At 70.6% G+C, this 23,032-nt stretch carries 24 protein-coding genes; 16 read left to right on the forward strand and 8 right to left on the reverse strand.

What is annotated here, in order from left to right:
* Positions 1-17 precede the first annotated feature (17 nt).
* Positions 18-1,805: an NHL domain-containing thioredoxin family protein gene (locus HNR02_RS09535; RefSeq protein ID WP_179775815.1), complete on the forward strand. Its 1,788-nt coding sequence runs from the start codon at positions 18-20 to the stop codon at positions 1,803-1,805.
* On the opposite strand, the gene HNR02_RS09540 is transcribed toward HNR02_RS09535, so the two are convergent.
* Complete coding sequence (locus HNR02_RS09540; protein WP_179772789.1) at positions 1,756-2,379, reverse strand: TetR/AcrR family transcriptional regulator; 624 nt, start codon at positions 2,377-2,379, stop codon at positions 1,756-1,758. The genes HNR02_RS09535 and HNR02_RS09540 overlap by 50 nt on opposite strands.
* Before the next feature lie 55 nt (positions 2,380-2,434).
* Here HNR02_RS09540 and HNR02_RS09545 point away from each other — a divergent pair, with 55 nt between their 5' ends.
* The 4 genes from HNR02_RS09545 to HNR02_RS09560 all read left to right on the forward strand — a co-directional run bounded on the left by HNR02_RS09545 (position 2,435) and on the right by HNR02_RS09560 (position 6,772).
* Entirely contained in the window at positions 2,435-3,784 is a 1,350-nt protein-coding gene (locus HNR02_RS09545) for a carboxypeptidase regulatory-like domain-containing protein (protein WP_179772790.1), read from the forward strand.
* A 71-nt stretch (positions 3,785-3,855) separates the two neighbouring features.
* Positions 3,856-4,149, forward strand: coding sequence for a GroES family chaperonin (locus HNR02_RS09550; RefSeq protein ID WP_179775816.1), 294 nt, complete (start codon positions 3,856-3,858; stop codon positions 4,147-4,149).
* Positions 4,150-4,168: 19 nt separating this feature from the next.
* Positions 4,169-6,097, forward strand: a complete 1,929-nt coding sequence (locus HNR02_RS09555; protein WP_179772791.1) for a VanW family protein — start codon at positions 4,169-4,171, stop codon at positions 6,095-6,097.
* Between the two features lie 306 nt (positions 6,098-6,403).
* On the forward strand, positions 6,404-6,772 hold the full coding sequence (locus tag HNR02_RS09560) for a hypothetical protein (RefSeq protein ID WP_179772792.1): 369 nt from the start codon (positions 6,404-6,406) through the stop codon (positions 6,770-6,772).
* A gap of 55 nt (positions 6,773-6,827) precedes the next feature.
* Here the strand turns inward: HNR02_RS09560 and HNR02_RS09565 are convergent, their stop codons facing one another.
* The 4 genes from HNR02_RS09565 to mug form a co-directional block, all read right to left on the reverse strand.
* The gene (locus HNR02_RS09565; protein ID WP_179772793.1) at positions 6,828-7,106 is read right to left on the reverse strand and encodes a GlsB/YeaQ/YmgE family stress response membrane protein; all 279 of its coding nucleotides are present in this window, start codon (positions 7,104-7,106) and stop codon (positions 6,828-6,830) included.
* A 152-nt stretch (positions 7,107-7,258) separates the two neighbouring features.
* A complete protein-coding gene (locus tag HNR02_RS09570) occupies positions 7,259-9,100 on the reverse strand; it encodes an acyl-CoA dehydrogenase (protein WP_179772794.1) in 1,842 nt (613 codons plus the stop codon).
* 129 nt (positions 9,101-9,229) lie between these two features.
* Complete coding sequence (locus HNR02_RS09575) at positions 9,230-10,003, reverse strand: response regulator transcription factor (RefSeq protein WP_179772795.1); 774 nt, start codon at positions 10,001-10,003, stop codon at positions 9,230-9,232.
* Positions 10,004-10,199: 196 nt separating this feature from the next.
* Entirely contained in the window at positions 10,200-10,754 is a 555-nt protein-coding gene (gene mug, locus HNR02_RS09580) for a G/U mismatch-specific DNA glycosylase (RefSeq protein WP_179772796.1), read from the reverse strand.
* Between mug and HNR02_RS09585 the strand changes: the two genes are divergently transcribed.
* The 4 genes from HNR02_RS09585 (at position 10,753) to HNR02_RS09600 (ending at position 13,129) form a co-directional block, all read left to right on the forward strand.
* Positions 10,753-11,112 (forward strand): VOC family protein, encoded by a 360-nt coding sequence (locus HNR02_RS09585; protein ID WP_179772797.1) that lies wholly within the window; start codon positions 10,753-10,755, stop codon positions 11,110-11,112. The genes mug and HNR02_RS09585 overlap by 2 nt on opposite strands.
* Positions 11,113-11,247: 135 nt before the next feature.
* The gene (locus HNR02_RS09590; protein ID WP_312860959.1) at positions 11,248-12,219 is read left to right on the forward strand and encodes a methyltransferase; all 972 of its coding nucleotides are present in this window, start codon (positions 11,248-11,250) and stop codon (positions 12,217-12,219) included.
* Between the two features lie 18 nt (positions 12,220-12,237).
* On the forward strand, positions 12,238-12,912 hold the full coding sequence (locus HNR02_RS09595) for a class I SAM-dependent methyltransferase (protein WP_179772798.1): 675 nt from the start codon (positions 12,238-12,240) through the stop codon (positions 12,910-12,912).
* 34 nt (positions 12,913-12,946) lie between these two features.
* A complete protein-coding gene (locus tag HNR02_RS09600) occupies positions 12,947-13,129 on the forward strand; it encodes a hypothetical protein (protein ID WP_179772799.1) in 183 nt (60 codons plus the stop codon).
* Here the strand turns inward: HNR02_RS09600 and HNR02_RS09605 are convergent.
* Positions 13,064-13,702, reverse strand: a complete 639-nt coding sequence (locus tag HNR02_RS09605; RefSeq protein ID WP_179772800.1) for a VanZ family protein — start codon at positions 13,700-13,702, stop codon at positions 13,064-13,066. The two genes, HNR02_RS09600 and HNR02_RS09605, sit on opposite strands and share 66 nt — an antisense overlap.
* Positions 13,703-13,884: 182 nt before the next feature.
* Between HNR02_RS09605 and HNR02_RS09610 the strand changes: the two genes are divergently transcribed.
* The 5 genes from HNR02_RS09610 to phoU all read left to right on the forward strand — a co-directional run bounded on the left by HNR02_RS09610 (position 13,885) and on the right by phoU (position 20,532).
* Complete coding sequence (locus tag HNR02_RS09610; RefSeq protein ID WP_179772801.1) at positions 13,885-15,582, forward strand: bifunctional metallophosphatase/5'-nucleotidase; 1,698 nt, start codon at positions 13,885-13,887, stop codon at positions 15,580-15,582.
* 49 nt (positions 15,583-15,631) lie between these two features.
* Entirely contained in the window at positions 15,632-15,973 is a 342-nt protein-coding gene (locus tag HNR02_RS09615) for an MmcQ/YjbR family DNA-binding protein (RefSeq protein ID WP_179772802.1), read from the forward strand.
* 143 nt (positions 15,974-16,116) lie between these two features.
* Positions 16,117-16,857 (forward strand): GGDEF domain-containing protein, encoded by a 741-nt coding sequence (locus HNR02_RS09620; RefSeq protein WP_179772803.1) that lies wholly within the window; start codon positions 16,117-16,119, stop codon positions 16,855-16,857.
* Positions 16,858-18,088: 1,231 nt separating this feature from the next.
* Positions 18,089-19,789 carry an LCP family glycopolymer transferase gene (locus HNR02_RS09625; RefSeq protein ID WP_376772843.1) on the forward strand — a complete coding sequence of 567 codons (1,701 nt, stop codon included), beginning with the start codon at positions 18,089-18,091 and terminating at the stop codon, positions 19,787-19,789.
* A 77-nt stretch (positions 19,790-19,866) separates the two neighbouring features.
* Positions 19,867-20,532 carry a phosphate signaling complex protein PhoU gene (gene phoU, locus HNR02_RS09630; protein ID WP_179772804.1) on the forward strand — a complete coding sequence of 222 codons (666 nt, stop codon included), beginning with the start codon at positions 19,867-19,869 and terminating at the stop codon, positions 20,530-20,532.
* Between the two features lie 78 nt (positions 20,533-20,610).
* Here phoU and HNR02_RS09635 read toward each other — a convergent pair whose 3' ends face one another.
* Entirely contained in the window at positions 20,611-21,252 is a 642-nt protein-coding gene (locus HNR02_RS09635; protein ID WP_179772805.1) for a GTP pyrophosphokinase, read from the reverse strand.
* 22 nt (positions 21,253-21,274) lie between these two features.
* Complete coding sequence (locus HNR02_RS09640) at positions 21,275-22,168, reverse strand: EamA family transporter (protein WP_179775819.1); 894 nt, start codon at positions 22,166-22,168, stop codon at positions 21,275-21,277.
* A gap of 175 nt (positions 22,169-22,343) precedes the next feature.
* Between HNR02_RS09640 and HNR02_RS09645 the strand changes: the two genes are divergently transcribed.
* Both HNR02_RS09645 and HNR02_RS09650 read left to right on the forward strand, forming a co-directional pair.
* Positions 22,344-22,670: an alcohol dehydrogenase catalytic domain-containing protein gene (locus HNR02_RS09645; RefSeq protein ID WP_179772806.1), complete on the forward strand. Its 327-nt coding sequence runs from the start codon at positions 22,344-22,346 to the stop codon at positions 22,668-22,670.
* A 32-nt stretch (positions 22,671-22,702) separates the two neighbouring features.
* Positions 22,703-22,900 carry a hypothetical protein gene (locus HNR02_RS09650; protein WP_179772807.1) on the forward strand — a complete coding sequence of 66 codons (198 nt, stop codon included), beginning with the start codon at positions 22,703-22,705 and terminating at the stop codon, positions 22,898-22,900.
* Positions 22,901-23,032 lie beyond the last annotated feature (132 nt).

Here is a 23,032-nt window from a genome sequence, read left to right on the forward strand (position 1 = left end):
AGCAACGCCAGGCGCGCGTGCGAGCGCCCGAACTCGCCGGCGACGTGTGGCTGAACACCGGGGGTGAGCAGGTCACGCTGGCGCAGCTGCGCGGCAAGATCGTGCTCCTCGACTTCTGGACGTCGGGCTGCATCAACTGCCTGCACGTGCTGGACGAGCTGCGCCCGCTGGAGGAGGAGTTCGCCGACGTGCTCGTCACGATCGGGGTGCACTCGCCGAAGTTCCTGCACGAGGGCGAGGCCGCGGCCATCGAAGCCGCCGTGCGCCGGTACGAGGTGCACCATCCGGTGCTCAACGATCCGGAGATGACCACCTGGTCGCAGTACGCCGTGAAAGCCTGGCCGACGCTCGTCGTCGTCGACCCGCAGGGCTATGTCGTGCACACCGCGGCCGGTGAGGGACACGCCGAGGCGCTGCGCCGCGTCATCGCCGAGCTGGTCGAGACCCACGACGCGAAGGGGACGCTGCGCCGCGGCGGCAACCCGTACGTGCCTGCCGAGGAACAGCCCGCCGACCTGCGGTTCCCGAGCAAGGCCGTGACCACCGCCGAGGGCCGCATCCTGGTCGCCGACACCGGCAACCACTCGATCGCCGAGTTCGCCTCCGATGGCGAGACCCTGATCCGCCGCTTCGGCAGCGGCACCCGTGGCCGCGCCGACGGCGCCTTCGACGTCGCGAGCTTCGCCGAGCCGGCCGGCCTCGCCCTCCTGCCCGCCGAGGTCGCCGACCAGGCCGGATACCACCTGCTCGTCGCTGACACGGCCAACCACCTGCTGCGCGGCGTCGACCTCGTCACGGGCGAGGTCACCACCGTCGCAGGCACCGGAAACCAGTGGCGCGACGGCGAAACGGACGGCGACGCGCTGTCCATCGACCTGACCAGCCCGTGGGACGTCATCTGGTGGGCGACCGGCGCGATCGTCGCGATGGCGGGCAACCACACGCTCGGCCTGTTCGACCCGCGCACCGGCAAGATCTCCCGCTTCGCCGGCACGACCGTCGAGGGGCTGCGCGACGGCGAGCTGGGCGAAGCGTTCTTCGCCCAGACCTCCGGCCTGGCGGTGCAGGGTGACCGGTTATGGCTCGCCGACGCCGAGACCTCCGCGCTGCGCTACGTCGAAGACGGCGCCGTGCACACGGCGGTCGGCACGGACCTGTTCTCGTTCGGCCACCGCGACGGCGACGCCGCGGACGCGCTGCTCCAGCACCCGCTGGGCGTGGCGGTGCTGGCCGACGGCACGATCGCGGTCGCCGACACCTACAACGGCGCCGTCCGCCACTACGACCCGGACAGTGGCAAGGTATCCACGCTCGCCGAGAACCTGGCCGAGCCGTCCGGACTGCTCGTCACCCAGGACGCGCTGCTCGTCGTCGAGTCGGCCGCGCACCGGCTGACCCCGCTGCCGCTGTCCGCGGACGGGCAGCAGGTGGACGGCGGCGCCCACGCCGTGCGCCGCCCGCCGACCGAGCTGGCGCCGGGCACGGTCGAGTTCTCCGTGGTGTTCACGCCGCCGCCGGGCGAGAAGCTGGACGACCGGTTCGGCCCGTCCACCCGCCTGCAGGTGACCGCCGCGCCGCCGGAACTGCTGGCCGAGGGCGAGGGCACTGGCACCGGCCTGACCCGCACGATCAAGATCGCGCCCGGTCACACCGAAGGCGTGCTGCAGGTCGTGGCCCAGGCCGCGAGCTGCGACTCCGACGCCGAGCACCCGGTCTGCCGGGTCACGCGCCAGGACTGGGGCGTGCCGATCCGCGTCACGCCCGAGGGGCCGGACCACCTCCAGCTGATCCTCGCGGGGGCGTGAAGGCGCTCACCAGCACGTCCATGGCCCGGTGGAACAACGTCACCAGGTCCGGCGGCGAACCGGGCTGCCAGCCCGCGATCGCGGACCGGTTGGCGCCTATCGCGGCCGCCGCCGTGGTGCGCACGTAGAGGTCGTCCGCGGCCAGCCCGGTGCGCCTGGCCAGCGCCTGCGCCACGGCCTCTTCCAGCGCCCGGTTCGCCTGCGCGACCCGCGGCAGCAGCTCCGGGTGCTCACGCAGCAGCAGGGTCCGCTCGCTCCACACGTCGGTGGCGGCCAGCTCGGCGAAGCGGCCGGCGAACACCTCGCGCAACGCGGTCAGCGGCCCCTCGTCCGCGGGCCGGTCGACGATGCGCTGCCCGAGTGTGGCGGCCGCGATGTCCAGCGACAGCACGGCTTCGTCCTTCGTGGCGAAGTAGTTGAAGAACGTGCGCGCCGACACGCCCGCGGCCGCGCAGATGTCCTCGACGGTCACCCCGTCCGGCCCGTGACGGCGGTAGAGGGTGATGGCCGCGTGCCGCAACGCTTCGCGGGTGGCTTCCTTCTTGCGCTCGCGCAGACCGGTGGGCGGGCTCACGATTTTTACAGTACTGCATTTTTGCACTGCCTGCAAAAAGTGATATTCTGACAGCATGGTGGAGCATGTGGAAACGGAGACACCGGAAGAACCGTCCAAACTGCGCACCCTCGCCGAAAGCCTGTGGTTCCCGGTCTTCTTCGCCTGCGGCTTCGTGTTCTGCTACCTGCTCGCGTTCCACTCGCCGACGCCGCACCACATCCAGGTCGCGGTCTCCGGGCAGGCCGCCGCGAACCAGATCGGCTCCGTGCTGGACCAGAAGAGCCCTGACGCGTTCGACATCCAGCCGGTCGCCACCGCCGACGAGGCACGCCAGGCGGTGCTCGACCGGGACGCCACCGCCGCCTACTCCGCCGATCCGGCGCACCCGGTGCTCTACGTCGCCAAGGCCGACGGCTACATGCTCGAATCGATCCTCACCCAGGTATTCACCCCGGTCGCGGCCCAGACCGGCCAGGCGCTGACGACCGTCGACCTCGCGCCGACCGAGCCCGGCGACACCATGGGCACCGGCATGTTCTACCTGGTGCTGATCTGGAACATCCCCAGCTACATCGTGGTGATGATGCTGCTGCGCGCGGTCACGCTGAGTCGCCGGGCGAAGGTCGCGACGCTGGTCGGGTTCGGCGCGCTGCTGACCCTGATCGGCTACGGTGGCGGCGTCCTGATGGACGTCATCCCCGCCGACCCCGTCGCCATCCCCATCGCGTTCCTGCTGACCCAGGCCGTCTCGCTCACCTCGTTCGGCCTGGTGCCGCTGGTCAAACAGTGGTTCCCCGGCGTCGCGATGGGCCTGTTCGTGCTGCTGTCGATGCCCTCCAGCGGTGGTGCGGTGCCGGTCCAGATGGTGCCCGGCTTCTTCCGCGCGCTGCACCCGATCTTCCCGATGGGCAACCTCATCGAGGCGCTGCGCGGCCTCTACTACTTCGACGGCACCGGCATCCTGCGGCCGGTCCTCGTGCTCTGCGCCTGGGTCGTCCTCGGTGTCGCCCTGATCGCCGGGCACAGCCTCGTCCTGCGCCGCCGCGAGGGCGCGGTCGACGAGCCGCCGGTCGAGGACCCGGCGATCGAGATGCCGCGCCCCACCGCCGTCCCGGTGCACGAACGGCACTTCGGAGAGCCGGTGCCGACGCTGACCGGTTCGGTCCACGCCGACGACGGAACGGCGGTGCGCGGCGCGGCGGTCACCGTGATGGACGGCCGCGGACAGCAGATCGTCCGCACCGTGGCCGACGACGAGGGCCGCTACGCGCTCGCCGGTCTGCCGGAACAGTTCGTCGACCTCGTCGTTTCCGCGGCCGGGTTCGAGGCGGCCGCGAGCCGCGTGCTCGTGCGTGAGGGCGGGAGCGTGCACCGCGACTTCACGCTGCGTGGGCGACGGCCGCTGGTCACCGCCGCACGCTGAGCCCACGTAGCATTACCCGCGTGTCGGAAGCCAAGAAACTGCCGGACGACGCGGCGAAGCTGGAAATCCAGATGCTGCACGACCGCGTCCTCGTCCGGGTCTCCGCGGAGGAGGGCGAGCGCCGCAGCAGCGGCGGCATCGTGATCCCGGCGACGGCCCAGGTGGCCCGCCGTCTCGCGTGGGGCGACGTACTGGGGGTAGGCAGTAATGTGCGTAACGTGAAGGTCGGCGACCGCGTGCTCTTCAACCCCGAGGAGCAGTTCGAGGTCGAGGTCCAGGGTGAGGGATACCTGGTGATGCGGGAGCGCGACATCCACGCCGTGGCCACCGAGCGCACGGAGCACGGGACGGGCCTGTACTTGTAACGCGTCCGGGAGGAAGCGCGTGCGGGAGGACCAGTACTGGCCGGAGCGGGACGCAGACTCCCTCTCCGACTTCGAGACCACCGCGGTCGGACCACGACCGCCTGCCGAGTTCCTGCTGGACGAACCGCTCGACGCGACCGAGGACGCCCTCGTCGGCGAGCTGCTGGAAGCCGGTGGCGGCCACGCCGGGCCGCCGTCGCCGGGCAAGCGTTTCCTCGCCCGCGCGTTCATGATCGCCGGCTGCGTGCTGGGCGTCGGCGTGCTCCTCTACACCGCGGACCTCATCATCAGCGCCGGTGACGTGCCGCGCGGGGTCACCGTGGCCGGTGTCGAGGTCGGCGGCCTGGGCCGCGACGAGGCCGAGGCCAAACTGCGCCGCGAGCTGGAGCCGCGGATGACCGAGCCGGTCCCCGTCGAGGCAGGCGACGTGCGCACCATCCTGGACCCGGCGAAGTCCGGGCTCGGCCTCGACTGGTCGTCGACGATCGCGCAGGCCGGGCGCCAGCCACTCGACCCGGTCACCCGCATCCGGTCGTTCTTCACCGAACGCGAGGTCGGCGTGGTCACCATGACCGATCCGGACGAGCTGCTCCAGTCGATCGAGCGGCTGGCGGGCGAGCGCATCAACCATCCGCCGACCGAGGGCAGCATCGGGTTCGTGACCGTGCCCGGCGGCGACGGCGCCGTCAACCCTTACCCGATCGAGCCGCGTGCCGGGCAGGACCTCGTCGACGTCAAGGGCGCCGGCGACATCGTCCGCGCGAACTGGCTGGAGGAGACCGGCGTGCGGCTGCCGGTCGTGCTGACGCCGGTCAAGGTCACCTCGGCCGGGGTGCACTCGGCGCTGGAACGCCTGGTCGGGCCCGCGGTCGCCCAACCGGTCACCCTGCACGGTGAGGGCGCCGACGCGGTGCTGAAACCGAGCGCGATCGCCGCCGCGCTGAAGTTCAGCCCGGCCGAAGGCGGCGCGCTGCGGGTCGAGGCCGATCCAGTGAAGCTGCGGCAGGCGGTGCGCGAACCGCTGGCCGTCACCGAGAAGCGCGGCAAGGACGCGCAGATCGTGCTCGCGAGCACCGGACCGTCCGTCCAGCCGTCCGAGGACTCACGCAAGATCGACTGGAACCGGACGTTCCAGCCGCTGATGGACGTCCTCGCCAAGCCGGACGGCCGCGACCTGACCGTCCGCTACCAGACGGCCCGCCCGGCCACGACCACCGAGGCGGCGAACGCGCTCGGCATCAAGGAGGTCGTCGCCGAGTTCACCACCAGCGGCCTGTCCGGTCCGGCGCTGACGAACGTGCGGGCCATGGCGGACAAGGTCAACGGCACGGTGCTGCGGCCCGGCGAGACGTTCAGCCTCAACGCGCGGGTCGGCTCCCGCAGTCAGTCCCAGGGTTTCGTCCCGGCGCCGCTCAACGAGGACGGCTTCGGCCCGGTCGTCCCCGGCGGCGGCTCGTCACAGTTCACCACGACGCTCTACAACGCGGCCTACCTCGCGGGCCTGACCGATGCGGGCCACACCGAGCACAGCTACCACCTGGACCGCTACCCGGCGGCGCGGGACGCGATCGCGGTGTCCGCGAGCGGGGCGGCGGTGGACGTGAAGTTCACCGACTCGTTGCGCAGTGGCGTGATGATCCAGACGTCGGTGTCGGGTAGCAGCGTGACGGTGAAGATCTGGGGCACCAAGCAGTACCGGGTGGAGAGTTCTTCCGGCAGCCGGTCGGACTTCCGGGCGCCGCCGCTGGAGGTTGGATCCGGGCCATCGTGCACGCCGTCGAGTGGGCGTCCCGGGTTCACGACGAGTGATACCCGGGTGCTCTACGACCTGGCGAGCGGGGCCGAGGTGCGCCGGGATACGCGGGATGTGCGGTATGCGCCGAAGGCAGCGGTGATCTGCGGGTTCGGGGTGAGTTCGGGGCCTGGGGCTGGGGGCGCTACGCGGTAGGTTGCTTGGGCTTGACTCGGCTTGGCGCTAAGCGGGTTTGCGCTGCGGGTTTGCGCTACGCGCGTATCCGGGGCGCCGGGCTTCGCTTCGCGACGCCCTGAGCCGTGGGCGCTGGCGCGCCCCGGCGGGTTGTGTCCTTCCGAACCCGATTCTCGAGTGCTCGGCAACCGAGTCGGCTGGGGATCGGGTTGCGGGAGGGGGCTGGTTCGGGGGGTGGTCGCGTTGCGTGGGTGAGTCGGTAGGTGCAACCGCACGGCGCATGATCGGATACTCTCCGTGATCACCATGATGAGAAAGGAAGCCGGAGTGAAGAAAGCGATGGTCGTCGCCGCGCTGGCCGCGTGTCTGGTGACGGTGGTGCAGCCCGCGGTGGCCTCCGCCGAAGGGGAACCGGCGTTGGTGCACGCCTCGACGCAGAACGAATGCAAGCTCAACGTGCGCGCCGGTGCGGACGTCGGTTCGTCCCTGTTGCATACGCTGACCTGCACGAACTACACGACGTGTGTGCACGCGCCGGAACGGGACCTGCCGTGCGGGCAGCTCGTCACCGGCGGTGTCTACAGCTGCGTCGGCGCCGACGGCAAGCAGCTGACCGACAACCGCTGGGCCGAGGTGCTGTGGCGCTCGCCCCAGCAGTCGTTCGTGGCCGTGGGCTGCGCCGCGATCCGGCCCTGACAACACGAACGTGCCCGGGAAGGAGGGCCTTCCCGGGCACGAAACGTCGTGGGCGCTACCTGGTCAGGTTTCGTCGCCGCCCGTACATGCCCGCGGCCAGCGACACACCGATCGCGGCGATGACGATCTGCGTGATGAGTTCGAGCCAGTCGAATCCCTTGGTGTCGGCGTAGCCGATACCCCGCGCGATCGCGGTACCGATGAAGGCGGCCACGATGCCGATGAGGATCGTGAGCCAGATCGGAATACCCTGCTTGCCCGGTGCGACCAGACGACCCAGCGCGCCGATGATGAGGCCCACCACGATCGCGCTGATGATTCCACCGATGGTCATCGCAACTCCTTCAGCTTCGATGTGCTCGGGGAGTACCTGTTGAACCGGTTTTCAAACCCCCTCCATGCTGACCCCCGACCGGCCGGACCACCAGCACGAAAAGACCTCCTCGCCGCAACGAGGAGGTCTTCCCGCAGGGGACCGGACAGAGGTCAGAACGCCGCTTCCGGCACCTCCATGAGGTCGTTGTCGGCAGCCTCGACGACCGCGCGCCGCGCCGACAGCTCGGGCAGCACCTGCTTGGCGAAGAACGACGCCACCGCGACCTTGCCCTGGTAGAACGCCTGGTCCCTGGCCGGGGCGCCGTCCAGCTTGGCCAGCGCGATCTCGGCCTGGCGCAGCAGCTGCCAGCCCACCAGCAGGTCACCGGCCGACATCAGGAACCGGACGGTGTGCTGGCCGACCTTGTACAGGTTCTTGACGTCCTCCTGCGACGAGGTCAGGTAGCCGATCATCGAACCGACCATGCCCTGCAGGTCCTCCAGGGCCTGCTTGAGCAGCTCGCGCTCGTTCTTCAACCTGCCGTTGCCCGCCTCGGACTGGATGAACTGCGTGATCTCGTTGGCGATGAAGCCGAGCGCCTGACCCTTGTCGCGGACGATCTTGCGGAAGAAGAAGTCCTGCGACTGGATGGCCGTGGTGCCTTCGTACAGCGAGTCGATCTTCGCGTCGCGGATGTACTGCTCGATCGGGTAGTCCTGCAGGAAGCCGGAGCCACCGAGGGTCTGCAGCGACTGCACGAGCTGCTCGGTGGCGCGCTCGGAGCCGACGCCCTTGACGATCGGCAGCAGCAGGTCGTTGACCCGCTCGGCCAGCTTCAGCGACGCCTCATCGCCCTCGCCGGTCCACACCTGGTCCTGGAACGACGCGGTGTAGAGGTACACGGCGCGCAGCCCCTCGGCGTAGGCCTTCTGCAGCATCAGCGACCGGCGCACGTCCGGGTGGTGCGTGATGGTCACGCGCGGCGCGCTCTTGTCCGTCATCTGGGTCAGATCCGCACCCTGCACGCGCTCCTTGGCGTACTCCAGCGCGTTCAGGTAGCCGGTGGACAGCGTGGCGATCGCCTTGGTGCCCACCATCATCCGGGCGTACTCGATGACCTGGAACATCTGCGCGATGCCGTCGTGCACCTCGCCCAGCAGCCAGCCCTTGGCGGGGGTGCCGTGCTGGCCGAAGGTCAGCTCACAGGTCGTGGAGACCTTGAGGCCCATCTTGTGCTCGACATTGGTGACGAAGGCACCGTTGCGCTCGCCGAGCTCGCCGGTCTCGGTGTCGAAGTGGAACTTCGGCACCAGGAACAGCGACAGGCCCTTGGTGCCCGGCTTCGCCTCGATGCCCGGTCCCTCGGGACGGGCCAGGACCAGGTGCATGATGTTCTCGGTCATGTCCTGGTCGGCGGAGGTGATGAACCGCTTCACGCCGTCGAGGTGCCAGGTGCCGTCCTCCTGCAGCACGGCCTTGGTGCGCCCGGCGCCCACGTCGGAACCGGCGTCCGGCTCGGTGAGCACCATCGTGGCGCCCCACGCGCGGTCGATCATGATCCGCGCCCAGCGCTTCTGCTCCTCGGTGCCGTTGCGGTCGAGGATCATCGCGAAGTTCGGGCCGGCCAGGTACATGAACAGGGCCGGGTTGGCGCCGAGGATCAGCTCGGACGCGGCCCACTGCACGGTCGGGGGCAGGCCGAGGCCGCCGAGGTCGTTGGTGAGGCCCAGCCGCCACCACTCGCCGTCCCAGAGCTGCTGGTAGCTCTTCTTGAACGACTCGGGCAGCTTCGCCGAGAAGGTCTTCGGGTCGTAGACCGGCGGGTTGCGGTCGGCGTCGGCGAAGGATTCGGCCAGCGGGCCGGACGCCAGGTTGTTCAGTTCCTGCAGCGCGCCCCTGGCGGTCTCCTCGTCCGAGTCCGCCAGGACTCCCTTGCCGAGGCGCTCCTGGACGTTCAGGACCTCGAACAGGTTGAACTCGAGGTCTCGCACGTTGGACTTGTAGTGGCCCATGTCGTCGCTCCGTTGTCGATCGGGTTTCCGGCTGGGCGCAGCTGGTACCCCTACTGGCCGGTAACATCAGGATATTACCTGTGGGTAACCGCGGCAAGCGAATCCAGCCGGTTGTGACGCACGAATCCCCTACCGGGAGCGGTGTTCGATCACCCCGGGAGCGGACGAACCGGGCGTGAGCCGCTGCTCCGGCGAGTCGTCGGGCTGGGTGACGAGTATCCCGGCGCGGAAGGCGATGGTGACCGCGTGCGTCCGGTCCCGCGCGGAGAGCTTGCGCAGGATGCTCTTCACGTGCGTGCGCACCGTCTCCACGGACAGGTAGAGCACCTTCGCGATGCCCGCGTTCTCCAGTCCCTCGGCGACGAGCTGCAGCACCTGGTACTCGCGGCGGGACAACGGCATCTGCGCGCGGCGGACCACGGCAGGGCTCGCGGACGCGCGGGAGGCCGAGACGAGGGTGGCCAGCGACGGGTCCACGTAGCGGCGGTCCAGGTAGGCGCGGCGGATGCCCTCGATCAGCCTGCGCACTTCGGCGGAGCGCGGGATGGCGGCGTGCACGCCGGCCGCGATGGCGTCGTGGAGGAAGGCCGGGGTGCGGTTGGCCTCCCTGACCAGCGCGATCACGATGAGTGCCGGATCACCGGCGATGAGCAGCTTGCTCAGGTGGCCGTGTGGATCGAGACCGGAGTCGACGAGGATCACGTCGGGGTGGATCTGCTCGGCCAGCTGCAGCGCGCCGTGCGGGTTGATGGCCTGGCCCGCCCAGTGCATGCCCTGCGTGCGCTGCACGAGACCGGACAGCCCTTCCCGGTAGACCGGCACCGGGTCGACGGCCGCGACGCCCACGCTGCGGCCGGAAGGTGGACCCTGCGGCACCCGGCTGGGGTCGTTACTGCGCGTCATCACGAACTCCGTCTCGGCAAGGTCAGCCATGGGAGCACGCCCAGCCCGGGCGATCGCCCCCCTCGGGGACCGCCCGGGCTGCTGTGGCGCCGCGACCTGATCCTCCCTGCTGGAACCGGCCATGACTGACACCCGTCAATTGTCTGACCCGCCAGGGCCGTCCGCGTGACGCGGGTTCACCCGCTTGTGTCTTGTACTACTGTGAGTAAACCTTCTCCCGCAGGTCGGCGAAGGCTTTCGCGAGCGTCGCCGGCGTCCAATGGGCGTTGAGACCACTCGGATTGGGCAATACCCACACGCGCGCCCCGCCAAGCGGATCCGGCTGTGGTCCGACCGTCGCCTTCGGACGGTCGAACGCCGTGCGGTAGGCGGTGATCCCGACGACCGCGACCCAGCGCGGCCGGTAGCGGGCGACCTTCTCGGCGAGCATGACGCCACCCGCCCGCAGTTCCTCGCCGGTCAGCTCGTCGGCGCGCGCGGTCGCCCTGGCCACGATGTTCGTGATGCCGAGGCCGTGGCCGGTGAGTTCGTCCTGCTCGCCCGGGTGGAGCCGGCGCGGTGTGAAACCGCCCGCGTGCAGGGCGGGCCAGAAGCGGTTTCCGGGCCGCGCGAAGTGGTACCCGGTGGCGCCGGAGTAAAGACCGGGGTTGATGCCGCAGAACAGCACGTCCAAGCCGGGCGCGAGCACGTCCGGGATGGTGGTTCCGGCCGCGGCGGCGAGCTGTTCGCGGGTGGGTCGGGAGGAAGTCATGCGAAGCCGGATCCTAGCCGTCGCCGTGGACTGCCACGACACGGAAAAGCTGGCCCGCTTCTGGTCGGGGGTGCTCGGGTACGAGGCGATCAAGCGCTGGCAGGACTCGAAGGGCCTGGAATACGTCGACATCGGCACCGACGACCAGTGCATGATGGTTTTCCAGCCGGTCGGCGAGGACAAGGTGGTGAAGAACCGCCTGCACCTGGACCTCGTCCCGGAGGGCGGCAGCCAGGGCGACGAGGTGGCACGGCTGACGGAGCTGGGTGCGCGGGTGCTGTCGGACGAGCCGGAACTGCCCTGGGTGGTGCTGGCGGACCCGGAGGACAACGAATTCTGCGTGCTGCCGCCCCGGTAGGCTGCGGGGATGTTCTGCGTGTGTGTGGCTCTGGACTGGTGGGCGCCGTCCGTGTGACGGCCGTCGTGTGACCCACTTCGAGCCGTCTTCGGACGGCTGCGCGTTCGAGGACGGCTCCCAGCTCAGGAGCCTTTCGTGGAACCCCGGATCGAGATCGTGGGCGCGGATCTGCGCCCGGACATGGCTGTCCGGCTGGCGTCGCAGGGCGTCGGCCTCCTCTGGCGCGACGACTTCCCCGCCGCGCGCCGCCTGCTGGCCGCGATGAGCCGTCGCCTGGCGAGCAGGCCCGCGGACTTCTACCGCTACCGCCAGTCCCGCCGGAACCGGGCACGCGTGCTCGGCATGCTGCTCGTCGAGATCGGCCCGGACCTGCGGATCGACCTCCCCCGCGCACCCGACGTGCGCGCCGCTGTCGAAGAAGCGCACGGCAGGCCGGGCCGGACGCCCCTGACCGAGCTGCTCGGCATGCTCAGCGCGCACGAGTGGCGGGTGAAGGGCGTGCCGGTCGAGGCCCTGGGCGCGCGGATCCACCCGCACTACGGCGTCTTCGCCCCGACGCGCCAGGACTACGTGGACCTGGTGGCCGCCGCCCCGCTGCCCGACGTGCGGCTGGCCTTCGACATCGGCACCGGCACCGGCGTGCTGGCGGCGATCCTCGCGCGCCGTGGCGTGCCCCTGGTGGTCGCGACGGACATCTCGCCCGCGGCGGTGGCCTGCGCCAGGGACAACCTGCGGCGCCTGGCCCCGCGCGCGGAGGTGCTGGAGACCGACCTGTTCCCGGCGGGCCGCGCGGACCTGCTGGTGTGCAATCCACCGTGGCTGCCCGGCTCGGCGCACTCGTCGCTGGACGCCGCCGTGTTCGACCCGCGCTCCCGGATGCTGACCGGTTTCCTCGCGGGCGCCGCGGAGCATCTCGCCGAAGGCGGCGAGGCGTGGCTGGTCCTGTCCGATCTGGCGGAACTGCTCGGCCTGCGCACCCGGGAGGACCTGCTCACCCGGTTCGCCGCGGCGGGCCTCACGGTCGCCGACCGCCTGGACGCCCCGCCACGCCGGGTCACCGGGCCGCGGGCAGAAGAGGTGGTGTCGCTCTGGCGCCTCCGGCGCTGACTGGCGAACACTCGCACCGTGGGCGACACCACCGCGGACGGTTCTCCGGTCGAGGTCTACACGCTGCTCCCGCCGGACGGTGAGGCGGAGATCGTGCACCGGGCGGTGCCGACGGGAGCGGCGGTGCTCGACCTCGGATGCGGAACGGGCCGGATCGCCCACCGGCTGATCGAACTGGGCCATCCGGTCACCGCAGTCGACGATTCGGCCCGGATGCTGGCGCACGTCCGCGGCGCCGAGACGGTCCGAGCCCGCATCGAGGACCTGGACCTCGGCCGTCGCTTCCCGGTCGTACTGCTGGCCAGCCACCTCGTCAACCAGCCGGACAGCCACGGCCTGCTCGCCACGGTCGCCCGGCACCTGGACGACGACGGCAGTGCCCTCGTCGAATGGCATCCGCCGGCGTGGTTCGACACCGTGACCGAGGGCGGCGGTCGCCTCGGCGAGGTCGCCGTGCACCTCTCCGGAGTCGTCCGCGACGGGCCGATGCTGCGCGCCACCGTGCGCTACGAGGCGCGCGGGCGCTCCTGGGAGCAGCCCTTCGTCGCGCGCCGGTGGACCGAGCCCGAGCTGGCGGATCTGCTGGTCACGGCCGGCCTCCGCGTCGCTGGCTGGTGCACTCCGGACCGCCGCTGGTTCCGGGCCAACCGCGCACAGGTAGCGGAATCACCACGACACGAGTACGGTCTGTGATCTGCCACACAAGCACGACGCCAAAGGAGGCGGCGTGGAGTTCGCGATCGTCCTCGGGCTCGTAGTCCTGGTCTTCCTGGCGGCCGGCGTGGTCGTCACCTGGCAGGACCGTCGAGCGGCCCGGCGCAAGGCGCACCAGCGGGCCGCGGCCCTAGCGCGCCTCGGTGAGGTGGACCCGCTCGTGCCGCGCAGGCTGGCGGACCGGCTGGACGGCTGACCGCAGCACCAGGAACAGCGCGGCGGCGATCCAGCCGAGCGCCGCGCCCGTGGTGTTGGTGATCAGGTCGTCGACGTCGAAGATCCGGTACTGGAACGGTGCCGTGCCGAAGTTGGCGGTCAGCTGCGTGATCTCGACGGTCAGCGAGATCGCCGCCCCGAGCAGCACGGTGCCGATGAAGCCGCGCTTCCACAGCAGCCGCGCGAACAGTCCCAGCGGCACGAACAGCAGGATGTTCAGCGTCATCTGCTCGAACGTCTGCGTCGTCAGGGCGTGCGCGGCGCTCAGATCGTACTTGTGCAGCTCGCTCCGCATGTCGGTGATCCACTGGAACGGCACCAGCTGGATGGTCTGCTCCAGCCGCCGTCCGTCCGCGTCCGGGACGGGGAAGAACGTCACGGCGACGGCGAAACTGGCGTAAGCGATCAGCGCGGCGGTCGTCGCCACGCGCCGCGGCACGACGCGCCCGAACCGGACGTGCTGCAGAGCCAGTTGCGGCACCAGCACGATCCCCCAGATCGTGAGGAACCCGATCAGTCCGATGAAGAGGGCGTTGACCTGCGCTGTCGTCATGCCCCGACGCTATGGCGGGGACGGGGTGCGCCGGATCGGCCGAGAAGCCCGGCCGCGGTCGCCGGGATCGGCCGAACGGCCGAGCGCTGTCCCGACTTTTCACCGGGCTTCCACCTTTCTGCCCTGGTGATCGTTGCGCCGCGGAGGTTAGATCACGCCGGAATCCCCTTATCGGAGGAATGATGTCTCTTTCACCTCGCGCGCTGCGACGGTGCGTAGCCGTCGTGGCCGCGACGCTGGCCGCCGCGACGTTCGCGGCACCCGCGTCCGCCGCGCAGCGCCCGGCCGACACGACCGACGTGCGGCTGATCACGTTCAACGACCTGCACGGCAACCTGGAACCGCCGTCCGGCTCGTCCGGCCGCGTCACGCTGGCCGACGGCACGACCGTCGACGCCGGCGGCGCCGCCTACCTGGCGACCCACGTCAAGCAGCTGGAGAGCGAGGTCAAGAACTCGCTCGTGCTCTCCGCGGGAGACAACGTCGGCGCCTCACCGGTGTCCTCCGCGCTGTTCCATGACGAGCCGACCATCGACTTCCTCAACGACCTCGGCGTGCAAGCCTCGGTCGTCGGCAACCACGAGTTCGACGAGGGCTACCGGGAACTGCAGCGCGTGCAATTCGGCGGCTGCCACCCCACCGACGGCTGCCAGTTCCGCGACCGCTACACCGGCGCGCGGTTCCCGATGCTCGGCTCCAACGTCACCTTCGACAACGGCCTGCCCGCGCTGCTGCCGTTCACCGTGAAGTTCTCCGGCGGCCAGCCGATCGGCATCATCGGCGCCACCCTGGAGGACCTGCCGAGCGTCGTCTCGGCCGAAGCCATCCAGGGCCTCGAGTTCGGCGACGAGGTCGAGGCGATCAACCGGACCTCCGGCTGGCTCGACAGGCTCGGCGTCAAGGCCCAGATCGTGCTGCTGCACCAGGGCGACAACAGCGAGGGCGGCCCGGACGACTGCCAGGTCGACGGCGGCCCGGCCAGCCAGATCGCCAAGGGCGCGTCGGCCAGCGTCGACGCGATTTTCAGCGCCCACAGCCACATGCAGTACAACTGCCAGATCGCCGACCCGGCCGGCAACCCGCGCCCGGTGATCCAGGGCCTGTCCTACGGCCGCCTGCTGTCCGTCGTCGACCTCAAGATCGACAAGCGGACCCGCGACGTGGTGCGTGCCTCGACGGTCGCGCACAACGAGGTCGTCACCCGTGACGTCACCCCGGACCCGGCCGCGGCCGCGCTCGTCGAGGAAGCCGTGACGAAGGCCGAACCCATCGCCAACGAGCAGATCGGCGCCATCACCGGTGACCTGAAGGCAGCGGGAGGCGAGTCCGGCGAGTCCTCGCTGGGTGACGTGATCGCCGACGCGCAGCTGGAGGCCACCTCGGCCAACGGCGCGCAGATCGCCATCACCAACCCGGGCGGCATCCGCGCGGACTTCACCTACGCGAGCTCGCCCGCCGGTGAGGGCGACGGCGTGGTGACCTACGGCGAGGCGTTCACCGTGCAGCCGTTCGCGAACATCATGCAGACGATCACACTGACGGGCGAGAACCTCAAGAACGTGCTCGAACAGCAGTGGACGGCGAGCGGCACGCGGATCCTGCAGATCTCCTCGACGCTGCACTACACCTACTCGGCGTCCGCGCCGATCGGGTCGAAGGTGTCGGACATCACGGTCGACGGCACCCCCGTCGATCCGGCCGCGACCTACCGCGTCTCGGTGAACAACTTCCTCGCCGGCGGCGGGGACGGCTTCACCGAGTTCACCAAGGGCACCGATCTCGCCGGTGGCCCGGTGGACCTGGACGCCCTGATCGCGTACTTCGGTGCCCACTCGCCGATCGCGCCGCCCGCGGCCGACCGGATCACCGTCGTCGCCTAGTTCCCCGTGCGGCAGCGCCGGCATGCGGCCCGGGTGCACACTGGGCCGCATGCCGACGTGGGACGACGTGGTGGCCATCGGCCTGACCCTGCCGGGGGTCGAGGAATCGACCTCCTACCGCACGCCGGCCCTCAAGGTGGCGGGCAAGGGTTTCGCCCGTCTGCGCACCGAGGCCGAGGGCGGACTGGTCCTGATGTGCGACCTCGGCGAGAAGGCCGCGCTGCTGGCCACCGGTCACCCGGCCTTCTTCACCACCCCGCACTACGACGGTTACGGCGCGATCCTCGTCGACCTCGACCGGATGGACCGCGAGCAGCTCGCGGAACTGGTCGAAAGCGCCTGGCGCCTGAAGGCCCCGGCGAAGCTGCGCGCCGCCCACGACGCGGACTGACACCACCGCGCCCGCGATTTCGGGCCACCGTAACGGTTTTCCTTCACCACGGAGAGCAACTTCCGGTCGTCCCATTGAGCGATATTCGTGTTGGCACGTATCGATTGCTCAAGGCGTGCGTCTAACCAGACGACAAGACTGGAATGACGGAGGTGGAGAGGGTGACCGCGGAGCGGGTGAGGCCGGACGAGACCGACCTGCTGAGCCTGCACGAGGCTATCGCGGAACTGCACGCCTCGCAGGGCGACTTCCGCACGGCCTACGAGCACTTGCGCACCGCTCTCGGCATCGCCCGCACCGCCCGTCCCGTGGTCCCGGAACAGTTCCGCCGCGAGTTCGACCGCCTGCGCCGCGAGCGCGCGCAGGCCCGCGAGGACAGCCTGCGTGACGCGCTCACCGCCGTCTACAACCGCCGTTACCTGGACAACCGGCTCGCGGACCTGCTGGGGGACGCCCGTACGCCGCTGGCCGTCGCGTTGATCGACATCGATCTGTTCAAGGGCGTGAACGACACGTTCGGTCACCTCGTGGGCGACCAGGTGTTGCGGAGAGTGGCCGAACTGCTGCGCGAAGGTGTGCCCGCGCCGGGTTTCTGCGCGCGCTACGGCGGCGAGGAGTTCATGCTCGTGCTGCCCGAGGTGCAGCCGGGTACCGCGCTGCGCATCGCCGAGCACGCGCGCTCACGAGTCGCGCGTCATCCCTGGTCAGAGATCTGCCCCGGCCTCGGCGTGACGGTCAGTGTCGGCCTTTCACACGAACCGGTGAGCGGTCCGGGACAGTTGCGGATGGCGGACGACCTCCTTTACGCCGCGAAGAACGCCGGACGCAACCGGGTCGCGTACCGGGAACGCGGCGACGTTCGCGTGCTTGAGTACTGTCCGTGATGAATTGAGGGTGATTCCCCGATTCGCGGCGAGACACCATCACCCCGTTTGTCGCACTCGGCCTGCTTTGGCGCACGCTATGTAAAAAAATCAGCAGGAGGGTGTCGTCAGGACCGGCGAGTATCTCTACGATAACGATGCTCGCCGTCCCGGCGATGATCACTGAGACGGTCCCCTCCCGGCGGGCCGTCGCGACCGCGAGAGGGGAGACCGGGTGCCAGACGACCACGCCGCAGGCCCCGGTCACAGAGCCGACGACGATGCCTCCAATGGCCGACGGCGTCGCCGCTCCCTCGACACGCACGGCGGGATCAACGTCTCCGACCTGGTCGCGCAGCACACCGGTTACCGCCCGAAGTTCGACGGCGCGACCGGCTCGCACACGTCACCGCCGCGCGAGCAGCACCCGGCGCTCCCGCCGGCGGGCCCCAGGGCCGCCCGCCCCGAACCGAGGGCGCCCGAGCCACCGCCGCAGCGCCGCGCCCCCGCGACCGGACCGGGCGCCCGCCCCGCCACGCCCTCGACGCCACCCACGCAGCAACCCCGCCGCGCGGTATCCCCGCGCCGCGCCGCGCCGCCGGAGACGCCTCCCGAAATGGGCCCCCCGAGCGGCTTCGTCGGCGGCCTTTCCCACGGCGAACCACGTCCCGCCAGCGGTTTCACCGAGGCGCCGGAGCCGTCTTCGCGCTCCCAGCCCCCGCGCCGGGAGCCCCGTCACCCCAGCGGCTTCGCGGAAGCCCCCCGCCGGGGCGAGCCACGGCATTCGAATGGTGTCACGGGGGCTCCGGAGCCCTCGTCTCGTGCCGAGGCGCCGCGTCGGGGTGAGCCGCGGCATCCGAGTGGTTTCGCGGAAGCGCCGCAGCCGTCGTCTCGTGCTGAGGCGCCGCGCCGGGCCGAACCGCGCCACCCCAGCGGCTTTGCGGGAGCGCCGCAGCCGTCGTCCAGGGTGGAGGCTCCGGGCCGGGGCGGGCCGCGGCATCCGAGTGGCTTTGCGGAGGCTCCTGAACCGTCGTCGCGGGCCGCGGTTCCGCGCCGGGCCGAACCGCGCCACCCCAGCGGCTTTGCGGAGGCCCCCGGCCGCGGCGAGCGTCACCCGAGCAACTTCCCGGAAGCGCCGCAGCCGTCCGGCCGCGCCGACGCGCCCTCCCGCCACCCGAGCCCGCCTCTGGACGCACCCCAGACGTCCAACCGCGCGGACGCGCCACCTCGCCGTGGCGCGGGCCAGCCCCCGGTGAACGGCCGTCCGTCCGGCAGGCCGGGCACCCCGCCGCCCGCCAACCGCACGCCCGAAGCGCAGGCCGACCACGCCAACGTGCCCGCCGCCAGCCGTGGTGAGGCGACTCCCGAGCGAGCCAACGGGCCCAGCGCCCGCAGCGAAGCGGACCCGGAGGCGACTCGCGCGAGCATGCCCGCCGCCGACCGTGGCGAAGCGCCCGCGGATCCGGAGGCGACCCAGCTCCGCGCGGCGGCCGTCCGTCCCGGCGGCCCCCGTCGTCCGCCGCGCGCTCATCCCGTCTCCCCGGCCGACCGGATGAGCATGACCGACGAGCTGGAGCCGGTCGGCGACCACACCAAAGTCCGCCGCAAGATCGACAACACGCTCGCCCGCTTCGCCGCCGCCCACGAGGAGCTCGCGGCGGAAGAGGCCAAGAAGAAGGAGCGCCGGGAGTGGCTCACGGCCCGCCCCGCCGCCCTGATCGAGCAGACCCGGACCCGGCTGCAGCGCGTCGTCGCGCCCGTCAAGGCCGACGCGGAAGAAGATCCCGAGAAGGCCGCGCCGCAGACCCGCCTGCAGGAGAAGAAACAGCGCCGCAGCGACCGCTCGGTCCGCATCAGCCGCATCACGGCCGCGGTGCTGGCCGGGCTGATCTTCCTCGCCACCGGCGCACTGTGGGGCACCAAGACCTGGTTCAACAGCAAGTTCACCGAGATCGCCGCGCTCGACGAGAACTCGTCCGACATCCAGAACGCGGCGGGCCAGACCGGTGACGAGAACTTCCTGATCGTCGGCTCCGACACCCGCGCCGGCGCCACCGCCGAGGAGAACGTCGGCGACGCCGACCTGGTGGGCGGTGCCCGCTCGGACACCGTCATGCTCGCGCACATCCCGGCCGACCGGAACCGCGCGGTGGTCGTGTCGTTCCCGCGTGACCTGGAGATCTCCCGGCCCCCGTGCGAACGCTACGACGTGAACACCGGTACCTACACCAGCGAGACCGTGTCCGCGGCCACCAAGGTCAAACTCAACACCGCCTACGCGGTCGGCGGGCCGAAGTGCCTCACCAAGTGGGTCCAGCAGAACACCGGGATCCGCGTCAACCACTTCGTGGGCATCGACTTCGGCGGGTTCAAGGAGATGGTCGACGCGGTGCACGGGGTCACCGTGCACGTCGACTCCCCGATCAACGACGAAGTGCTCGGCATGGTGGTCGCGGAAACCGGTGACGTGACGATCTCTGGTGACCAGGCGCTCAGCTACGTCCGCGCCCGGCACGTCTACGGCGACAAGACCTCGGACTACGGCCGAATCAAGCGGCAGCAGCAGTTCCTCACCGCGTTGCTGCAGAAAGCCATGTCGCAGGGTGTGATCACCGACCCGACGCAGCTGTCCAACTTCGTCACCGCGTTCGCCCGCGCCACGTTCGGCGACAACATCGGCGTCGACCAGATGCTCACGCTGGCCCAGTCGATGAAGGGCCTGGACACCACCAAGCTCAAGTTCCTCACGGTGCCCACCGTCGGCGAGTCGAACAAGCGCGGCAACGAGGAGCTCCTGGAGACCAAGTCCAAGGAGCTGTTCCAGGCCATGATCGACAACACCCCGCTGCCCGGAACGCCCGAATACGAGGCCGCGCAGGCGGCCGCGAGCTCGACGCGGACAGCGCCGACCAGCACGTCGAAGTCGTCGGGTTCCGGCTCGTCGGACTCGTGACAACTCGTTAGCGCCGGTTCATTCCGGGTTCACCCGGCGATGCGGCGTTTGCCCTGATCGGGTCGTAGAGTGTGGCCATGCGCGAGGCTTACCACGTCGAACTCGAGGACCTGGCCGCGAACCTGGCGGACATGTCGCTGCAGGCCGCGGCCGCGATGAAGAAGGCAACGCAGGCGCTGCTGGAAGCGGACCTGTCCCTGGCGGAGCAGGTGATCGGCGACGACCAGAAGATCGACGACGCCCGTGCCGAGAGCGAGGAGAAGGCCTACGCCCTGCTGGCGCTCCAGGCGCCGGTGGCGACCGACCTGCGGACCGTGCTCGCCGTGATCCACGCGGCGGAGAGCCTGGAGCGGATGGGCGATCTGGCCCTGCACGTGGCCAAGGCCGCGCGGCGCCGCCACCCGCAGGCCACGCTGCCCGAGCCGGTGCGGAAGTACTTCGCCGAGATGGGTGAGCTGGACGTGCGGCTGGCGGAGAAGGTCGCCGACGTCATCAAGAGCCGCGACGTCGAGGCCGCCCGGCAGATCGAGGAAGAGGACGACCGGGTCGACGAGATCCACCGCCACCTGTTCACCGTGATCATGGACAAGGACTGGGACCACGGGGTCGCGGCGGCCGTCGACATCACACTGCTGGGCCGGTTCTACGAGCGCTTCGCCGACCACGCCGTCTCGGTGGGCAAGCGCATGGTCTTCGTCGCCACCGGCCGCATGCCCGGCTACACCCACGACGAAGACCTCTGAATTTCGTCGGGAGCGGCTTGCGCGGCGGTGCCGGTTGACGGCCCACAGCAAGCGGCTCCGCCACTTCTGAAACGAACGTCAGGACTGACCGCTCTGTAGCCGTTGGTGCAGGGCGGTCATTCGCGCGTCCAGGTCGGCCGCTGTTTCCGCGGCCGCGCGTAGTTCGTCGGCGAAGTCGGCCGGGGCGGTGCCCACGTACTTGTAGAACAGTTTGTGCTCCACCGCGGCCCAGAAGTCCATGCCGACCGTGCGCATCTGGATCTCCACCTTGACCCGCTCGACCCGGTCGGACAGGAACACCGGGATCCGCACGATCAGGTGCAGGCTGCGGTAGCCGTTGGGCTTCGGCGCGGTGATGTAGTCCTTCGTCTTCACGATCTCGACGTCGTCCTGGCGGCCGAGCATCTCGGCGACGAGGTAGACGTCCGGCACGAACGGGCACACCACGCGGATGCCGGCGATGTCCTCGATGTGCTCCTTGATCGACTCGATGCCCGGTTCGAGGCCCTTGCGGGCGAGCTTGTCGAGGATCGCCTCGGGTGACTTGACCCGGCTCGCCAGATGCTCGATCGGGTCGTGCTGGTTGGCGAAGTCGAACTCCTCGGACAGGATGCGCAGCTTGGTCATCAGCTCGTCGATGCCGAACTTGTAGACCATGAGTTCGCGGCGGAGAGTCCGAAGCAGCGCAGCCTGCCGGCTGACTTCGTCGAGCACGGTCATGCCGCCAGCCTACCGAGGTCGATCAGGGCGCATCCCGCACCGAGCGGGTCGCCCCGATCGACGCCGCGACCACGCAGCAGATCGCCAGCCACTGCAACGGGTGCAGCGCCTCGCCCAGCACGAGCAGCCCGGAGACCGCCGCCACGGCCGGTTCGAGGCTCATCAGGATGCCGAACACGCGCGGCGGGATCTTGCGCAGCGCCTCCAGCTCCAGCGAGTACGGGATGACCGACGACAGCAGCGCCACCCCGAGCCCGATCAGCAGCACCCACGGCGACAGCAGGCTCGTGCCGCTTTCCACCACGCCGACCGGCATGGCCGCGACCGCCGCGACCGCCATCCCCAGCGCGAGCCCCTTACCCTCCTGCGTGCGCTTGCCGAGCGCGGCGCTGAGCAGGATGTACAGACCCCAGCAGGCGCCCGCGACCAGGGCGAACACCAGGCCGAGCACCGACAGGTCGCCCCGCGTCTCGGCGAGCAGCACGACGCCGCCCGCCGCCATCAGCGCCCACAGCACGTCGAGCCAGCGCCGCGAACCGGCCAGCGCGACCGCCAGCGGCCCCAGGAACTCGACGGTGACCGCGATGCCCTGCGGGATGCGGGCGAGCGCCTGGTAGAAGGCCAGGTTCATGGTGCCGAGCACGAGCCCGTAGGCGATGACGACCGGCAACGCCCGGCGGCCCATGCGGATCACCGGCCGCCACACGAGCAGCAGCACGACCGCGGCGAAGAACAACCGCAACGTGACCGTCCCGGCCGGACCCGCCACCGCGAACAGCTGCTTCGCCAGCGACGCCCCCACCTGCACGCTGACGATCCCGATCAGCACCTGCAACGGCGGTGGGATGGCCCCCAGAGCCCGCCCGGCCGCCGCGAGCGCACGGGGCTTGGGCCACCGCCCGCCGACGCCTTCCACGTACACCTGAACCACGTCCCCGACGGTAACGGCCCCCACCGACAGTTCCCACCGGATTTGGGTCACGCGCACGAGATGGCGTTCTCGTGTGCGTCCCTTGACCTCCACCGGGGTGGAGGTCGCAAGCTGATCACGTGCTCGCGACGACGGGCGGAGGGGACGGTGCGGTGTGCGGGTGGTCAGGGTGACCGGTTTCGGTGGTTCCGCAGTGCTGGTGGCCGGCGAGGCACCGGATCCGGCGCCAGGGCCGGGACAGGTCGTGGTCGAGGTCGCGGTGGCGGGTATGACGTTCGTCGAGACGCAGATCCGGCGGGGCACGGACAGAGGGCACGAACGGCCGGAGCTGCCGTACGTGCCGGGCGGCCTGGTCGCCGGGCGGGTGGTGGCGGCCGGTGACCAGGCCGATCCGTCGTGGCTGGGCCGGCGCGTCGTCGCCGGAACCGGCGAGACGGGTGGTTTCGCGGAGCTGGCCGTGGCGACGGCAGCACCGCCCAGGGGCTGACGGAGAACGCGCGGGTCGGCCAGGGTGACCGGGTGCTGGTCGAGGCAGCGGCCCGCGGGGAGCGGAAGCTCGCCGCGGTCAGGGAACTGGGAGCCGACGCCGCGGTCGACTACTCCGAACCGGGCTGGACGAAGCGGGTGCTCGAAGCGACCGGCGGCGCCCCGCCCGACGGGGTGCACGGCGCGGCCTCCGGCGAACCCACGGTCGTCGATCCCGCGGAGGCGCGCTAGCGGGGCGTCGAGATGATCGGTCTCGATCAGCTCTTCGACTTCCGGCCGAACGTGCCGCGGTGGGCGGAGCGGTGGAAACCGCGCCGCGGTCGGGAAAACCCTGCTGCTGCCCACAACGGGGAAACCCCTCGG

Origin of the sequence: Amycolatopsis endophytica (assembly GCF_013410405.1) — a bacterium.
GTDB classification, from domain to species: Bacteria; Actinomycetota; Actinomycetes; order Mycobacteriales; family Pseudonocardiaceae; genus Amycolatopsis_E; species Amycolatopsis_E endophytica.

What these genes read in the sequence shown, in the direction of transcription:
- HNR02_RS09615 (WP_179772802.1), top strand. Translation starts at nt 15,632, where the DNA reads ATGCCGACGTGGGACGACGTGGTGGCCATCGGCCTGACCCTGCCGGGG.
- HNR02_RS09565 (WP_179772793.1), bottom strand. Translation starts at nt 7,106, where the DNA reads ATGACCATCGGTGGAATCATCAGCGCGATCGTGGTGGGCCTCATCATC.
- HNR02_RS09610 (WP_179772801.1), top strand. Translation starts at nt 13,885, where the DNA reads ATGTCTCTTTCACCTCGCGCGCTGCGACGGTGCGTAGCCGTCGTGGCC.
- HNR02_RS09605 (WP_179772800.1), bottom strand. Translation starts at nt 13,702, where the DNA reads ATGACGACAGCGCAGGTCAACGCCCTCTTCATCGGACTGATCGGGTTC.
- mug (WP_179772796.1), bottom strand. Translation starts at nt 10,754, where the DNA reads ATGACTTCCTCCCGACCCACCCGCGAACAGCTCGCCGCCGCGGCCGGA.
- HNR02_RS09620 (WP_179772803.1), top strand. Translation starts at nt 16,117, where the DNA reads ATGACGGAGGTGGAGAGGGTGACCGCGGAGCGGGTGAGGCCGGACGAG.
- HNR02_RS09550 (WP_179775816.1), top strand. Translation starts at nt 3,856, where the DNA reads ATGCTGCACGACCGCGTCCTCGTCCGGGTCTCCGCGGAGGAGGGCGAG.
- HNR02_RS09570 (WP_179772794.1), bottom strand. Translation starts at nt 9,100, where the DNA reads ATGGGCCACTACAAGTCCAACGTGCGAGACCTCGAGTTCAACCTGTTC.
- HNR02_RS09635 (WP_179772805.1), bottom strand. Translation starts at nt 21,252, where the DNA reads ATGACCGTGCTCGACGAAGTCAGCCGGCAGGCTGCGCTGCTTCGGACT.
- HNR02_RS09545 (WP_179772790.1), top strand. Translation starts at nt 2,435, where the DNA reads ATGGTGGAGCATGTGGAAACGGAGACACCGGAAGAACCGTCCAAACTG.
- HNR02_RS09575 (WP_179772795.1), bottom strand. Translation starts at nt 10,003, where the DNA reads ATGACGCGCAGTAACGACCCCAGCCGGGTGCCGCAGGGTCCACCTTCC.
- HNR02_RS09585 (WP_179772797.1), top strand. Translation starts at nt 10,753, where the DNA reads ATGCGAAGCCGGATCCTAGCCGTCGCCGTGGACTGCCACGACACGGAA.
- phoU (WP_179772804.1), top strand. Translation starts at nt 19,867, where the DNA reads ATGCGCGAGGCTTACCACGTCGAACTCGAGGACCTGGCCGCGAACCTG.